Annotated in this window: 13 protein-coding genes; 1 reads left to right on the top strand and 12 read right to left on the bottom strand. The window is 46.5% G+C overall.

Annotation, left to right across the window (positions count from 1 at the left end):
• Positions 1 to 251: 251 nt before the first annotated feature.
• Both DW015_RS05560 and DW015_RS05555 read right to left on the bottom strand, forming a co-directional pair.
• Positions 252 to 1,739, bottom strand: coding sequence for a PH domain-containing protein (locus DW015_RS05560; RefSeq protein ID WP_117904760.1), 1,488 nt, complete (start codon positions 1,737 to 1,739; stop codon positions 252 to 254).
• Between the two features lie 24 nt (positions 1,740 to 1,763).
• Positions 1,764 to 2,219: a hypothetical protein gene (locus DW015_RS05555; RefSeq protein WP_046440618.1), complete on the bottom strand. Its 456-nt coding sequence runs from the start codon at positions 2,217 to 2,219 to the stop codon at positions 1,764 to 1,766.
• Between the two features lie 142 nt (positions 2,220 to 2,361).
• Here DW015_RS05555 and DW015_RS05550 point away from each other — a divergent pair, with 142 nt between their 5' ends.
• Complete coding sequence (locus tag DW015_RS05550) at positions 2,362 to 3,654, top strand: amino acid carrier protein (protein ID WP_117904758.1); 1,293 nt, start codon at positions 2,362 to 2,364, stop codon at positions 3,652 to 3,654.
• 209 nt (positions 3,655 to 3,863) lie between these two features.
• Here the strand turns inward: DW015_RS05550 and DW015_RS05545 are convergent, their stop codons facing one another.
• The 10 genes from DW015_RS05545 to zapA all read right to left on the bottom strand — a co-directional run bounded on the left by DW015_RS05545 (position 3,864) and on the right by zapA (position 14,484).
• The gene (locus DW015_RS05545) at positions 3,864 to 4,706 is read right to left on the bottom strand and encodes a fumarate hydratase (RefSeq protein ID WP_117904756.1); all 843 of its coding nucleotides are present in this window, start codon (positions 4,704 to 4,706) and stop codon (positions 3,864 to 3,866) included.
• 2 nt (positions 4,707 to 4,708) lie between these two features.
• Complete coding sequence (locus DW015_RS05540) at positions 4,709 to 5,173, bottom strand: chemotaxis protein CheW (protein WP_181979851.1); 465 nt, start codon at positions 5,171 to 5,173, stop codon at positions 4,709 to 4,711.
• Positions 5,174 to 5,198: 25 nt separating this feature from the next.
• The gene (locus tag DW015_RS05535) at positions 5,199 to 6,188 is read right to left on the bottom strand and encodes a CheB methylesterase domain-containing protein (protein ID WP_117904753.1); all 990 of its coding nucleotides are present in this window, start codon (positions 6,186 to 6,188) and stop codon (positions 5,199 to 5,201) included.
• Complete coding sequence (locus tag DW015_RS05530) at positions 6,185 to 7,021, bottom strand: protein-glutamate O-methyltransferase CheR (protein ID WP_117904751.1); 837 nt, start codon at positions 7,019 to 7,021, stop codon at positions 6,185 to 6,187. The genes DW015_RS05535 and DW015_RS05530 overlap by 4 nt, the downstream gene beginning before the upstream one ends.
• A gap of 25 nt (positions 7,022 to 7,046) precedes the next feature.
• Entirely contained in the window at positions 7,047 to 7,490 is a 444-nt protein-coding gene (locus DW015_RS05525) for a chemotaxis protein CheW (RefSeq protein ID WP_117904750.1), read from the bottom strand.
• Between the two features lie 2 nt (positions 7,491 to 7,492).
• Positions 7,493 to 9,556 carry a chemotaxis protein CheA gene (locus tag DW015_RS05520; protein ID WP_117904748.1) on the bottom strand — a complete coding sequence of 688 codons (2,064 nt, stop codon included), beginning with the start codon at positions 9,554 to 9,556 and terminating at the stop codon, positions 7,493 to 7,495.
• A gap of 740 nt (positions 9,557 to 10,296) precedes the next feature.
• Positions 10,297 to 11,445 carry an amidohydrolase gene (locus tag DW015_RS05515; protein ID WP_117863622.1) on the bottom strand — a complete coding sequence of 383 codons (1,149 nt, stop codon included), beginning with the start codon at positions 11,443 to 11,445 and terminating at the stop codon, positions 10,297 to 10,299.
• An 18-nt stretch (positions 11,446 to 11,463) separates the two neighbouring features.
• Positions 11,464 to 11,904: a dUTP diphosphatase gene (gene dut, locus DW015_RS05510; protein ID WP_022288698.1), complete on the bottom strand. Its 441-nt coding sequence runs from the start codon at positions 11,902 to 11,904 to the stop codon at positions 11,464 to 11,466.
• Between the two features lies 1 nt (position 11,905).
• A complete protein-coding gene (locus DW015_RS05505; RefSeq protein WP_117904747.1) occupies positions 11,906 to 13,978 on the bottom strand; it encodes a U32 family peptidase in 2,073 nt (690 codons plus the stop codon).
• On the bottom strand, positions 13,978 to 14,484 hold the full coding sequence (gene zapA, locus DW015_RS05500; RefSeq protein ID WP_117904745.1) for a cell division protein ZapA: 507 nt from the start codon (positions 14,482 to 14,484) through the stop codon (positions 13,978 to 13,980). Before zapA ends, DW015_RS05505 begins: the two co-directional genes overlap by 1 nt.
• Positions 14,485 to 14,524 lie beyond the last annotated feature (40 nt).

Genomic DNA, 14,524 nt, shown 5'->3' with positions numbered 1-14,524 from the left:
TGCTTTTTTTTGCTTTACTCTGCACCGCTTGGTCGGCTTGCACCGAATGAGGCTCTGCCTCATACTCCGACAGGGCTTTGCCCATTTCTTGTGAGCGAAGTCGAACAAGAAATTTACTCACAAGGGGTTTCACCCCTTGACCCTGACCAGGGACGTGTCCCTGGACCTTTTGCTCGCTTAGCTCGGTGCTGAGGGGGTAACTTTGGTCTGCTATGCTAATTCCTCATTCCTCACTCCTCATTTCTCATTTTTCACACCGTATACCCATTCCTGTTCAACAATTTTATAACCTTCTCATAATTAAGTCCCTTTACGGCATGATAGTCTGTACTCTCCGAATTGGTATAAACTCTCACGGCACAAGTATGGCTTATCTTCTGAAACGGATTTTGCATGACAGTTACCATTGACACTCTGTCAAGTGCGGCTATTGATTTATGAAAGCTATACCATTTACAATATGACAATGTACAATACCCGTTTTCAAAGCCTATTGACGTTGTGAACGCTGCCGCCGCCTTAACTATCACGAGCCACAGCAATGGTATGGTAGTTAGTATCACAAGTATGGTGATTTCTCTTTTCCAGTTAGGAAAAAAGTAAAGCGCTCCTCTTCCTGATATGATGGGTATAAACGTGCATATGAGCGGTATCGTTATAAATCTGCCAAGGTCGGCTTTTCCTGTGGAGATGTCGCTTTTCACCGGCGGTATTTTCGGCATGAGCATCTTCAGGGAGCGGTCAACCTGTCCGTTTGTCGTTATCGGTATAAGTGCTGATATTTCAAGCCGTCTTTTTCCGTATCCTGTACAGTGGGCAGACACAGAGGTTATTTTGCATATCTTCATAAGCAATGATTGTCTTAGGTCGATATAGTTTACTCTATCTCTATAGAGGACGTGTCTGCGTCTTGTGCCTATCCCGCTTCTGATTATGAAAAGGTCGGCACAGCGTGTGCAGGAAAAATTCCAGTGGCGCATAAGATTCGACAGAAATGATATGAGCCAGCCTCCTGCCAGAACACCGCCTGCGATAAGGATATATTCAGGCACTTCTGCAAGCACCGGAACTTTTGCTATCTCCGTATTCACTCTGCGGAGTATTTGTTCTTCCGCCTCTCGTCCTACTATCCTATATGCTTCGTAAAGTACCGACAGCACGATTATCATGCCTGACAGAGTTGATGAAAAGATAAGAGAGAATATAACGAGCAGGCTTTTCTTTGAGTTGTAGACATATTTAGGTTTGTTTTTGCATTTGGCAGTGGCAAAATGATAAAGCTCAAAGGCTCGTTTTTTTGTAAGGGTGAGCATTATATCTGCTTTTTGCAGGGATTTTGCGTCGGTGTCTATGTACACGGCACAAGAATGTATAAGTCTGGAAATATATCCTTGCGACAGTGACAATGAGCTTATCTCGGCAAAATAGACCTTAGTTCGTGTTATGCCGAAATAGCCTGTGTGGGCTATGATGCAATCTTCTTCAAGCTCATAGTAGACAAATATCCAGCGCAGGAAAGCGTAGCCGAAGATAAATGTGATAGTGAGGATATCAACCCAATGTGCCTGAAACCAGCTTTGAAAGTTGAATTTTGCGGCTATGAGATACTTGGCAAGAGGGATAGCAAGAAGCCACATATATTTAGTTGTATAAGATAATATCATTATAGGGTGCTGGCGGTGGGCGAAGAAATTCTTCAGCCAGCTTCTTTTTTCTTTGATAGTTTCTCTGCGGCTCATTTAAACCTTTCCTGTCTATGGTATCTAGTCTTCTTTGCGTTCTCTGTTTCGTATGGAGCTGTTTACTATGGCGGATATTTCCATGGCATCACGGCGGCTCATAAAAGGTATAAGAAGTCTTGCGCCCAAGGCGTTTAAGACGACAAAATTCAGTCCTGTTATACTGCCTAGGGGAGTTATGATAGTTGTGACGGATTTTATTGCCGAGGTGGGCATAAAATGCCGCATGGTAAAGAAAAGTCCTGTAAAGGCGGTGACTTCTTTTGAGCTGACGGTGAAATAAGATCTGATGAAATAAAAGGGAAGCACCAGCAGGCAAAAAAGTGCGGCGATTATCCACATTGGCATAAGGATATAATTCACGGAAAATGGGATAAGTTTTTCTATGAGATTGACCGCATAGCGGATAAGAAACAATATTACCGCAAGGATAGCCCAGAAGATAAAAAGCGGTATTTTTGAGGGCTTATATCTGTGCATTTGAGGACGTTCACCTCGCTGTTTGTTTTTTTGCGTATTTGTATGTATGGTTATCTCAGTTTTCAAGAATTAATCTCCCTTTTATATCATATCATTTATAAGGCAATTATTTGCACGAAAAAAGTGTTTTCGGGGGAAAGCTATGGAACTTACGGCTATAATAAACAAGATAAATTCGTTTTTGTGGGGCGTTCCGCTTTTGATACTTTTGCTTGGGGGCGGAATATATCTGAGCATAAAGCTTGGATTTCCACAGATACACATTTTAAAAATAATGAAGAAAACGGTTTTTACGCTGTTTAAAAAAGAAAGCTCCGAAAGCGATTCTCTCTCGCAGTTTCAGACATTTTCCACGGCGCTTGCGGCAACTGTAGGAACAGGCTCGGTGGTGGGCGTGGGGGAATGTATCAGGATAGGGGGCGCAGGCTCGGTATTCTGGATGTGGGTATCTGCATTTTTCGGAATGGGGCTTGCTTACTGCGAAAACTATCTGGGAGTGAGATGCTCTGACGGAAAGCTTTGCGGTGCGGCGGCTTATCTCGAAAAGATAGGCAGAACGAAGCTCACGGCTGTTTTGTTTGCAGTTTTTACGGTGGGTGCGTCCCTTGGAATGGGCAACATGGTGCAGACGGGTTCGGCGGCTGCGGCTGCCCGAGAGGGGTTTGGGATACCCTCATATATATTTGCACTTGCGGTGCTTATTTTCGTATTTTTAGTAGCTGTGGGAAAAAACTCAGCAGCTTGTCTTTGCGAAAAGCTTGTGCCCATAATGGCGGTGCTTTTCATAGGCGGCAGTTTGGGAGTGATAATATTTCACCCATTAAAAGCCGCAGGAGCGATAGCAATGATAGTAAAAAACGCCTTTTGTCCCACAGCCTGCATAACAGGCTCAGTGGCAGGGACGATAATATTTTCCATGGTGGAGGGGTTAAAGCGTGGAGCGTTTTCAAACGAAGCAGGCTTAGGCTCGACGGTGGCAGTACACAGCTCGTGCAGGATAAAGTCGCCTGAATTGCAGGGAACATGGGCAATGGCTGAGGTTTTTATAGATACCTTTGTCATATGCACTTTGACGGCTGTGGTGATAATAATAAGCGGCACTGACCTCACGGGGGATGATATGGCAGTGAGGGCTTACAATGCTGCTCTTGGTGGAGCGGGGAAGTATTTCATGTCAGGTTCGCTGATACTTTTTGCATTAGCGACAGTGGCAGGGTGGTTTTTCATAGGGGAGAGGGCTTGGAGATACCTTTTCCCTCGAAGTGATATGATCTATAGGATCATGGCGATAGCTTGTGGGTGCATTGGAACGATGTGGAGCATGGAGCTTGTGTGGGGAGTGTCGGATATTTTCAATGGACTTATGGCGGTGCCGAATGTTATCGGGGTGTTGGTGTTGTGGAGAAAAGAGGTAGGAATGAGGAGTGAGGAATGAGGAGTGAGGAGTGAGGAATTGGCAAAGCTGACCAGAGTTGTGCTCGAGCACAAAGTAAAAGTTAGCACCGAGCGAAGCGAATTTGCGGCACGATGAAGTTGTAGGGGACGACGCCCTCGGCGTCCCGTTATCGAAGTAGTGAGTTTTGTTTTTTCGTGAAGTCATTCAAACAAAGACGGGCGAACTCTGTTCGTCCCCACATTATGCCCTTATATCTCTCCGCTTGCGTGTCTTGTCACATGACAGCCTACGTTCACTGACACCGGCAGGCCTGCGATATGGGTCGGTGCTTCTTCTATATTTACTGCAAGGCAGGTCTGTGTGCCGCCAAAGCCTTGCGGTCCTATGCCAAGGAGGTTTATCTTCTCCAGCATTTTCGCTTCAAGCTTTGCATAACGTTCCTTTGGGTTTCTTTCCGACACGCTTCTGCACAGTGCTTTCTTTGCAAGGTATGCGCACTTCTCAAAGTCGCCGCCTATGCCTACGCCTATGACTATTGGCGGACATGGGTTAGAACCTGCTTTTGCACACACTGACACTACCCAATCCACTATCTCGTCCTCGGTAACTGACGGGGTCATCATTTTAAGCTGTGACATATTTTCGCTGCCAAAGCCCTTTGGTGCCACCATTATTTCTACCTTTTCGCCATCTGCTATTTTAAGATGCACAACAGGCGGTGTATTATCCCCTGTGTTTACTCTTTCCAATGGGTCGGATACTATGGAACAGCGCAGTCTGCCCTCTGTATAGCCTCTTGCTACGCCTTTGTTTATGGCTTCATTCAGCGAACCGCCTACAAAATGCACGTCCTGTCCTATGGTCATGAAGATAACTGCCATGCCTGTGTCCTGACAGATAGGGATAGTTTCTTCTCTTGCTACTCTCATATTGTCAAGGATATCAGCAAAGACGTTCTTTCCCACCGGGGACTGCTCTTTCCTGGCGTTGCACTCTATACAGCTTTCCATATCCTCAGGAAGATACAGATTGGCTTTTATGCACAGATCTCTTACAAGTTCTTCTACTTCTGAAACGTTTATCTCTCTCATTTTTATTTATCCTTTCGCTCTGTATTTGCTACCTTTTCACGGTCGCTGAGCTTTATTACTTTTTCGCTGTCAAGGACATAGCATGGCTTGCCCTCCAGAAGAAATTCTCCTTTTAGAAAATCTGCGCAGGCTTCTTCGTTGACGTTTGGGGCTTTACACAGCTTATCCTCGGGGATATCCGTGAAGCCTGTTACGCTGTCGCACAAAAGCCCTACGGAAACTTCTTCGCCCATTGTGATTATTATGCAATCTCTGTCGGAGATCTCTTTTGGCTCATAGCGGAAACGTCTGCGCAGGTCTATGACAGGCACTACCTCGCCCTCGTTCAACACTGTTCCCGGCACATAGTCGGGAAAATCAGGCACGGGAGTTGGGGTCTGCGCCGCTATGATTATTTTTATATCCTCAAAGGGCAGTGAAAAGCTTCGCCCTGCTGAGGTGAAAATGAGATATCTGCTGTTTTCCACAGCTATCCCTCCTTGTTATATTTTATCATAAGCCGCTGTCGATGCGATAATGTATCTCCTGTGCTATCTTGTCAAGGGGACACTGCTTTGACACTGAGCCGTTTTCATATGCGGCTTTGGGCATACCATAGACTATGGAGCTTTCTGCGTTCTGTCCGATATTATATGCTCCCATTTTCTTCATGTTGAGCATACCCTTTGCACCGTCACAGCCCATGCCGGTGAGGATAACGCCTATAGCGTTACGTTTTGCGCTGTATGCCACAGAGTCAAAAAGCACGTCAACTGACGGACAGTGACCTGAAACCTTTACGCCTGCTTCAGAGGTGACAAAATAGCCTTTTTTATCCTTGAACAATCTAAGGTGCTGACCGCCCTGTGCTATGACCACCATGCCTTGGCTGAGATACAGACCGCTTTTGGCTTCCACAACGTTGTGACCGGTTTCAGTGCATAGCTGTTCGGCATATATCCTTGTATAGCCTGCAGGCATATGCAGGACTGCCACTACAGGGGGCAGGTCGTGGCGGAGGTCTTTAAGGATAGCTTTCAGGGCTTCCGTTGAGCCTGTTGAACCGCCTATGGCTATTATTCCGGAGGTATTTATGGCAGGTATATGCACAACAGAATTAACTCTTGCTTTTTCAAGGCGCTGTATGCTTTCGGTAAAGCGTTTCTGAAAACGCTCGTTATCAGACGGAGTGCCGTCAGGTTTATATACGACGTCTATGGCACCTGCCTGCATCATGGGATATTTATTGTTGTGCTGAATGGTAAGATAGATTATAGGCACAGAATATCGTGGGGCAAGGCTTATGATGTAGTCGTCCATATTGTTTTGGCAATCACCGTCGAGAAGAACATAGTCGGGGGAGATGGCAGTGACGCTTTTTCTGCCGTTGCAAAGACACGCTGAGGCGAGCTTTGAGCTTTGGAAGCCTGCGTTTGTAAGGGCCTTTCTGCAAAGCTGTGCAAAGGCTTTGTTTTCGGTTATCACAAGAAAGAGAGGCGTCATCTTTTATCCCCTCCCAGCTTGCGGTATATTGCAGGGGCAACTTTTACAAAAGGCATATCCTTCGGCACGGATTCTGCGTGACCGATATAGAAATAGCCGCCCTCCTCCATTGCGTCATAGAATTTTCTGCATATCTCGGCTTTTGTATCGTCGTCAAAATATATCATGACGTTACGGCAGACGATAAGGTCGAATTTCTTTTTGAAAGTGAAATCATCCATAAGATTGTGGTAGCGAAACTCAACATTCTGCCTTATTGTATCGCTGACCTGCCAGAGATCCTTTGTGTTTGAATATGGGTGAAAATACTTTTTACGCCAATCTTCGGGGATATTCTTTATGGACATACTGGTATAAATGCCGTTTTTGGCAGAACGCAGTGCGTTAAGGGAGATATCCGTGGCAAGTATTTTCAAGTCCCAGAAACGGCGGTCAAAGCCGAAATAATCGTCCATACACATGGCAAGATTATATGGCTCGTTGCCGAATGAGCAGCCTGCACTCCATATACGCATATCATGATCGAGGACGTTTTTTTCGGCATAGGGGAGAAATTTCGCCATGAAGTGTTGGAAATGGTCCGTTTCACGCATGAAATATGTATGGTTGGTAGTTAGGCGGTTTATAAGGTTGGCAGTTTCTCTGCCCGTTTCATCGCTGTAGACGGCGCTGAGATATTCTGAAAAGCTGTTGAAGCCGCAGTCCAATACATAGTTGCTCAGCCTGCTTTCAACGATAGACTTTTTCCTTGCAAGGTCAAGACCGTATTTTTCTTTTATGAATGCAGTAAGCTCGTCAAAGTCTGACTGAGAGATCTCAAGACGTGACAGCATTCCTCTTCCTCCTTGTTATTATGTTTTACCTGTTTGTTCTGACCAGAATATCAGGGTCAAGCAGGGATATGTTTTTGTTGTTTGCGTTTATAAAGCATTTTACAAGGCCGTTTTTTACGGGCGACACGGCGGTCTGCTGGGGGAGGATATCCTCAACGTCCAAGACCTTATCGCATATTATGCCAGCCTGATTTGAGCCGACTTCTATCACTATGGTACTGCTTCTGTTGTCATACTCCCCTTCGGGCAGTCCAAGGCGCAGGCGGAGATCTATCACGGGAACGGCTTTTCCTCGCAGATTTATAACGCCTTTTATGAACTTTGGTGTTTTCGGGAGCCTTGTGACGGGGAGAAGCCCTATTATATCGGTGACATCTTTTACCTCAAAGGCGTAATATTTTTCATCAGAAACAAAGGAGAGTATTTTTCCGCCCTTCTGACAAAATTCGTTTATATCCTGTTCTGACATCTTTATTCACCCTTTCGGAAGTCATAATTGCCGAGAAATTCTTTCATATCCAGTATTATGGTTATACTGCCGTCACCGAGGACCGAACAGCCTGCCATGCCTGATTCCTTGAGGGGATAGGCGTCAAGGAGAGGTGAGAACGGTTTTACTACCACCTGCTGGTCAACTGTTATCCTGTCTGCCATGAGGACGGCTTCCTTGCCGCCGTCTTTACAACAGAGCATTATGCCCTTTGTTACGTCCTTTTCGGCATTTGGTATATCAAAATGGTCGCTCATTCTGATAAGAGGCAGACATTTTTCACGGAGCATGATAAACTCGTTGCCCTCGGGATCGGTGATAAAGCTTTCGGCTTTGCAGGAGAAAGCTTCGGAAACTGCGGAAACAGGCAGAGAGAAATTCTCACCCCCTACGTCAACGCTTAAAACGTCAAGGATAGACAGAGAAAGTGGTATCCTGATAGTAAAGACAGAGCCTTCGCCAAACTTTGAGTCAACATAGAGCTTTCCGCCGACTTTCTCAAGGTTTTTCTTTACAACGTCCATTCCCACGCCTCTGCCTGAATATTCGGTTATTTTATCGTTGGTGGAAAAGCCTGCCGCCACAACGAAATTGAATATCTCTTTGTCGGTATATTCATTCTCAGGCTTTGTGAGCATACCGTTTTTCTTGGCTTTCGCCATAAGCTTTGCGGTATCCATTCCTGCACCATTGTCACGGCAGGAGATAACCACTTCGTTGGAATCATAGCCTGCGCTCAGAGTAACTGTGGCAGGCTCGGTCTTGTCTGCTTTTGCACGGACTTCGGGGTCTTCTATGCCGTGGTCAACTGCGTTTCTCACAATGTGCATAAGGGGGTCATTGAGGATATCTACGATAGATTTATCCACTTCCGTTTCCTGACCCTCAAACACAAGAGTAACGTTTTTTTTGAGCTTTTGGTTCATATCCCTGACAACACGGTTCATTTTCTGAAACGCTGTGGAAACAGGTACCATTCGTATGGACATTACAACGTCCTGAAGCTCATCGGTAAGCTTTTTCAGCTCACGGGAGGATTTATTGAAGCGGTCAAGGTTTATCTCGGCTTTTTTCAGGTCGGGAGAGGAGATAACAGAACCTTCAGTTATAACGATCTCAGCCACAAGGTCAAGAAGCCTGTTGAGCTTATCAAGCTTGACGGATATCATGGACTGCTCATGCTTTTCGGCAGGCTTTTTGGGGACTGTATTTGCAGGCTGAGCAGGCTTTGGGGCTGACTTTTCCGGAGCAGACTTTTGGGCAGGCTGAGGTTTTTTGGCTGCGTTAGCAGGTTGCTCAGGCTTTTTCGCCTGCTCGGCTTTGTCAACGTTCACGGCGTTTTTCATAAGGTCAAGAACGCCATTCGGGTCATCGGTGATAAGCTTTATGTAAAGTCCCTTTTTGGATATCTCGTCCCCTGCATTGTCGGCGTCAAGATCCTCAGGGAAAGTTTTTATTACCTCGCACATTTTACCTAAGGCACGCAAAAGCACCAATGCACGCATATCAGGCATTGCACAGCTTTCGGAATATGTGACCTTATAGGTGAGAACGCCCTCTTTTTCATCATCAGGGAAAAGCCCCTCATAGGTGTCGGTATCGGCTGAGGAAGTATCGGAACTGTTGCCTGCAGGCTGACCTTTCATGGTGGCAGCAAAGGCGTGTATCTTATTTTCAAGCTCTGAAAAATCGGTGAGCGGAGCGTCGTCATAGAGTGAATCAAGCTCAGATTTAAGATTATCAGAAGCCGAGAAAAGAAGCTCATAGAGAGCAGGCTTGTCATATTTCACAGTAGGGTCTTCACGGATAATGTAGAAGAGATCCTCAACTGAGTGGGCAAGGGTAGACATATTGTGCATACTCATCATGGCGGCAGAGCCTTTAATAGTGTGCATGGTACGGAATATCTCGTTGATATCGTCGGAGGAGATAGAGTCTTCCTGCTCGGTGCGCATAAGGATCTCGTCCAACTTTTCCAGAAGGTCGCCTGTTTCAAAGACGAACATATCCGCCATATTTTCCATACCGCTTTCAAATTTCGGCAAAAAAGTCACTCCCTTTCGGTGCTGTTGAAGCATACGGATATAATCAATAATATTATAGCAAATTTTTTAATATTTTTCAAGCATTTTTGTGCATTTTAAGTAAAAGAAACGATCAAGTGAGGAGGGGAGTAAGTGAGGAGTGAGGAATTAGGAATGAGGAATGAGCAAAGCTGCCCCCAAGCACCGAGCGAAGCGAGAGATAAAGCGCACGCTCAAGCTCGGCGCTGGAGGGCTTGTGGGGTCTAGGGGCAAAGCCCCTAGCGGAGTATGAGGCAGAGCCTCATTCGGCGATAGCCGACTAGGTGCAGATTGTAGTATTAAAAGCATATAGAAATAAGATATCAGACAAAAGAAATATCGGAGTAACACAATCTGCACCGCTATTCTATCCCAAAGCAAAACGTATATCCGCAAAGAGCGGAGCGATTTTGCGGCGGCAGAAACTTGCACGAATACCTGTAGGGGAGCAGCGCAATTTCTGCTTTGCAGAAACACGACGTCCCGTTTCGAGGAGTTGCGGGAGGTTGAATTTGTACAAACCATGTAGGCGAATAAAGGCGGGCGAACGCTGTTCGCCCCTACCGCCATTTGTGGGGTTATCGCAGGATTGAGCAGGTAAACAGGTGCGGGCTGTCGAGGGCGCCAGCCCCTACATGGTTTGCAAAGTGCATAACAAAGTGCGGATAACACAAGTACAAATAAAAAATGCGAAACGAAAACCGTTCCGCATTGGTATCATATCAAATTATTTTTCCGCCGCATATCACCATGTCAGGTGATACCATTACATCAAGGGGGTCGCCGCTGAATAGGGTGAGGTCTGCGTCAAGCCCTGTCTTTACAGAGCCTACACGGTCGGATATGCCTGCTATCTCTGCCGCTGTGCAGGTGATAGCTTCAATGCCCTTTTCATAGTCAAGACCGTTTTTTACTGCAATAGCCGCTGACAAGGGCAGATATTCTATCGGCACTTCTGAGTGGTCGGTGCAGATAGCTACCTTTATGCCGTGAGAAGAAAGTATGCCGGCGTTGGCTGGGGTAAGATTTGCCATTTCAGGCTTGCACCTGTCGCATATTACAGGACCTATCACACAGCTTGCTTCTTCCTCTGCAAGCTCGTCAGCTATGATATGACCGTCAGTGCAGTGTATAAGCACATAGTCAAGCTCAAATTCTTTCGCTATCCTTATGGCGGTGAAAATATCATCCGCCCTGTGACAGTGAAAATGCGCCTTGACTTCGCCTCTGAGAACAGGGAGCAGAGCCTCCGACTTCATGTCAAACTCAGGCATATCCTCCTCGCTTCCCATTGCACGCTCGACCGCTTCACCGTATTTCTGCGCCTTTATAAGTGCTTCTCTTATTATGCCTGCCACTGCCATTCGGGTGTAGGGGGCGTCCTCTTTGTCAGAATAGGTGAGTTTAGGGTTTTCACCCATTGAGAATTTCATTCCAACTGTGCCTACAAGCATTTTATCTATTCGCTTGCCATAGGTTTTTACTGCCGCAATACTGCCTGCGACAGGGTTTGCTGAGCCTGGGGATACAAGACAGCAGGTTACGCCTGCTTTTCTTGCAAGCTCAAAGGAATAGTCGATCGGGTTTATGCCGTCAACAATGCGGATATGTGCTGTGCATGGTTCAGATTCCTCGTTGAAATCCTCGCCCTCCATGCCTACGCCGCTTGTGGATAGTCCAAGATGTGTGTGAATGTCGATAAAACCAGGGTAAACTGTTCTGCCGTTGCCGTCTATGTCCTCGGCTGTGACAGCTTCGGGAGAGCCGCTTTCTACAGCGGAAATAATGCCGTCTGTTATCTCCACCCAGCCGTTTTCAATAACACGCCTGTCGCTGTCCATGGTCTTTATTTTAACGTTGTAAATTTTCATATGCAGTTTTCACCATTCTTATTTGCCTGTTGAGCCAAAGCCGCCTGCGCCACGCTCTGTATCGGAAAGCTCTGTTACTTCCTCTACTTCGGGAGTGAAAACAGGGGTTATCACAAGCTGTGCGATCCTGTCGCCGCTGTTTATGGTGTAGTCCTTGTCTGAACTGTTGTGGAGAGCGCAGATTATCTCACCTCTGTAGTCCCAATCAACAACGCCAACGCAGTTTGCAGGGGCGATGCCGAACTTTGATGCGAGTGAGCTTCTTGCATAGATAAGAAGAACGCAGTTTTTCTCCCCCTGAACTTCGGCTGATATGCCTGTGTGTATTTTCTCGGTCTGACCTGCTTTTATGGTAACAGGTGCGTCTGTGCAGGCACAAAGGTCATAGCCTGCGCTGAATTCTGTTTGTCTTGCAGGGATAACTGCATTTTCCTTAAGCTTTTTTATAAGTAATCTCATTTTATAAAACTCCTCTGTAGTATAGGCCATTGGTGGCGTTTTCGGGCTTTGCGCCCCTTTCGCCATTGTAGGCTTTTATTATTTCGTTTATCCTGTGGGCGTTCTCCTCATAGAAGTGAAGCTCCATATAGTCGGTATTGTCAAAATCTATCAGCTTGTCTGCAAGATACAAAATATCGGAATTTAGTATCTCTGCGCAATCTCTGCCCTTTGGACATCTCACCGGAAACTCTCTGCCTGTGCGGTCAAAAAGCTTGCCCTTGCAGTTTTTACAGCCCATATCGTTTCTTATAGGACAGTTTGCGGTGAGCATAAGGGGAAGTCTGCCGTATGCCACAAAGCCTATCTCAATGGGCTTCTTTAACTTTTCTATCTGCGACGCTTTAAGCTCAAAGGACACTGTGCAGTCTTTTGCACCAAGTTTTTTTGCTTCGTCCAATGCGGCTGAGTTGCAGAGATTGAATGAATAGCCTGCGTGAAGCTCAAAGCCAAGGTCATTCGCAATAAGGCAGTGGCCGATATTCATGGCGAGCATTTTTGTTATGCCTGCTTCTTTTGCGGCTGAAAGCTTTTCACACAGGGCGTTCTCGTCGAATGTGAAGCGTGGCATTATTATCATAAGCTTGCTTTTGTCTGACACGATCTTTACCGCTTCTGACGCTATCTCTATTGGCACGCCCACAAGCTCTGCTTTGTCAAGGTCAACACCCTCAAGCTGAGAGAGCTTTGAGAGCATTATGCGGATCTTTTTGTGTTCATAGGCTTTTGGCAAGGTAGGAAGATCGGCAAGTGATTTGTCGGTAAAATCGGCGGTATGGGTGAAAAAGTCTATACGCTTCTGGTCAAGCTTTTCTACCGCCTGCCGTCTTAGGTCATTAAGTGCGGAAGCTGGATAGGCAAGGTCTTTGCCTATGGCGGCTTCAAGTCCTCCGAACTCGTATATGGTGTCCCCAAGCTTGGAGAGCTGTTTTTTTACATAGTCGCTGTCGCAGGCCTTTTTCAAGGCTTTTTGTGGTATATCGCCGTAAACGGTCACGGTGTTTCCCTCGCTGTCACGGAGAGAAAGCTCCGCCTGAGAACTTTCCTGAAGCTTTATGGTGAAAAAGGCTTTTGTGCGCTTTTCACATCTGCGGTAAAGCTCATGAAGCTCGGGGAGAATTCTGGCGGTGGCGGAAACGTCCTCTTTCTGCCTTGTGCCGAACATTTCTCTGCCTAATCTGCCATTGTAATAGCCGTCTGTAAAGCCCCCGCGGGAAAAGACCGCTTCAAGGGCTTTCAGGTCATAAGGCTTGTTTTCGAGAGAATTTTTACAGCAGTTCACTGCCGCCGCAACATATTCGGGGCGCTTCATTCTGCCCTCTATTTTAAGAGAGGAAACTCCGTCCTTTTCGAGCCTTTGGAGCTTATCAACATAGGACATATCTTTCAGAGAGAGGGCGTAACGCTCTTGCCCCTTTGTTATCTTATCCCCTTGCGCGGGAAGTCTGCACGCTTGTGCGCAAAGGCCGCGGTTTGCGCTTCGTGAGCCTATAAGAGCGCTCATATAGCACTGACCTGACACGGACATACAAAGTGCGCCGTGGACAAAGACCTCTGTTTCGATGCCAAGGGCGGTGAGGTCTTTTATGGTATGCTCGGGAAGCTCTCTTGACAGGACGGCTCTTGAAAAACCAAGGTTTTTAGCCATTTTCACGCCGCTTTCGCTGTGGATGGTCATTTGGGTGGAGGCGTGATATTCAAGGTCGGGGCAGCATTCACGGCATATTTTCACAAGGGTCAGGTCTTGGGTGATAAGTCCGTCAACGCCAATTTCTGCGGCAAATTTGACGGCTTTTTTGCACTCTTCGAGCTGTTCGTCAAAGACAACAGTGTTTATCGCCTGATAGACCTTTACACCTCGCAGGTGACAGAGCCTTACGGCTTCTTTTAGCTGTTCATCTGTGAAATTGGCGGCATTTTGTCTGGCGGAAAATTTCTCTCCCCCGAGATAAACTGCGTCACAGCCGCTTCTAAGGGCGGCTTCGAGAGTTTCAAAAGAACCGCAGGGGGCAAGTATCTCAGCTTTGTGAGCCATTAATGGCTTCCTCCCTCGGGTCTGTAATTCACTGTGCCGACAAAATTGCCGTTGTTAGGCTGATTAGGGTGGACAGGTCTTTCAATAGCGTTCTTTATCTCCTGCGAAAGAAGCTCGTTTGCGTTTATAACCTCGTCCTCAGGCTCTCTTTTTACAACTGTGCGTGCTTCGAGCTGTTCTTCAAGGTCATGGACTTTTGCCTGAAGCTCTCTTATTTCTTTCTGAGCTTCGTCAGCCTGACTTCTTGCTCTGCCTGCGTCGTCAACATAGTCCTTTATCTGGGTGCGGATATTCTCGATATTCTGATTTGCCTTGCTAAGCTCGTCAAGACAATCAAGTGCTGTCAGCACTGCGGCGTCCTGAACGGAAAGGCTCGGGATAGCTTTCATCATGCCTTTTATCTTTGCATTTATCACCAACGCAAGTTTATTGGTATACTCCTGCGACTCTTCGGAAAGCAGATTGTATGTACGGTTATAAATATTTACTTTAAGCTTGTTTTTCATAGCTTTTGACCTCCCTTTATTTTCTTTGCTGTGAACTTGT

The organism is Ruminococcus sp. AF37-20 (genome assembly GCF_003460465.1).
In the GTDB taxonomy this organism is placed as follows: Bacteria; Bacillota; Clostridia; order Oscillospirales; family Ruminococcaceae; genus Hominimerdicola; species Hominimerdicola aceti.
This window is presented reverse-complemented; position numbering and strand designations above follow the sequence as displayed.

What these genes read in the sequence shown, in the direction of transcription:
- DW015_RS05505 (WP_117904747.1), bottom strand. Translation starts at nt 13,978, where the DNA reads ATGGCTCACAAAGCTGAGATACTTGCCCCCTGCGGTTCTTTTGAAACT.
- dut (WP_022288698.1), bottom strand. Translation starts at nt 11,904, where the DNA reads ATGAGATTACTTATAAAAAAGCTTAAGGAAAATGCAGTTATCCCTGCA.
- zapA (WP_117904745.1), bottom strand. Translation starts at nt 14,484, where the DNA reads ATGAAAAACAAGCTTAAAGTAAATATTTATAACCGTACATACAATCTG.
- DW015_RS05530 (WP_117904751.1), bottom strand. Translation starts at nt 7,021, where the DNA reads ATGCTGTCACGTCTTGAGATCTCTCAGTCAGACTTTGACGAGCTTACT.
- DW015_RS05550 (WP_117904758.1), top strand. Translation starts at nt 2,362, where the DNA reads ATGGAACTTACGGCTATAATAAACAAGATAAATTCGTTTTTGTGGGGC.
- DW015_RS05560 (WP_117904760.1), bottom strand. Translation starts at nt 1,739, where the DNA reads ATGAGCCGCAGAGAAACTATCAAAGAAAAAAGAAGCTGGCTGAAGAAT.
- DW015_RS05525 (WP_117904750.1), bottom strand. Translation starts at nt 7,490, where the DNA reads ATGTCAGAACAGGATATAAACGAATTTTGTCAGAAGGGCGGAAAAATA.
- DW015_RS05535 (WP_117904753.1), bottom strand. Translation starts at nt 6,188, where the DNA reads ATGACGCCTCTCTTTCTTGTGATAACCGAAAACAAAGCCTTTGCACAG.
- DW015_RS05555 (WP_046440618.1), bottom strand. Translation starts at nt 2,219, where the DNA reads ATGCACAGATATAAGCCCTCAAAAATACCGCTTTTTATCTTCTGGGCT.
- DW015_RS05515 (WP_117863622.1), bottom strand. Translation starts at nt 11,445, where the DNA reads ATGAAAATTTACAACGTTAAAATAAAGACCATGGACAGCGACAGGCGT.
- DW015_RS05545 (WP_117904756.1), bottom strand. Translation starts at nt 4,706, where the DNA reads ATGAGAGAGATAAACGTTTCAGAAGTAGAAGAACTTGTAAGAGATCTG.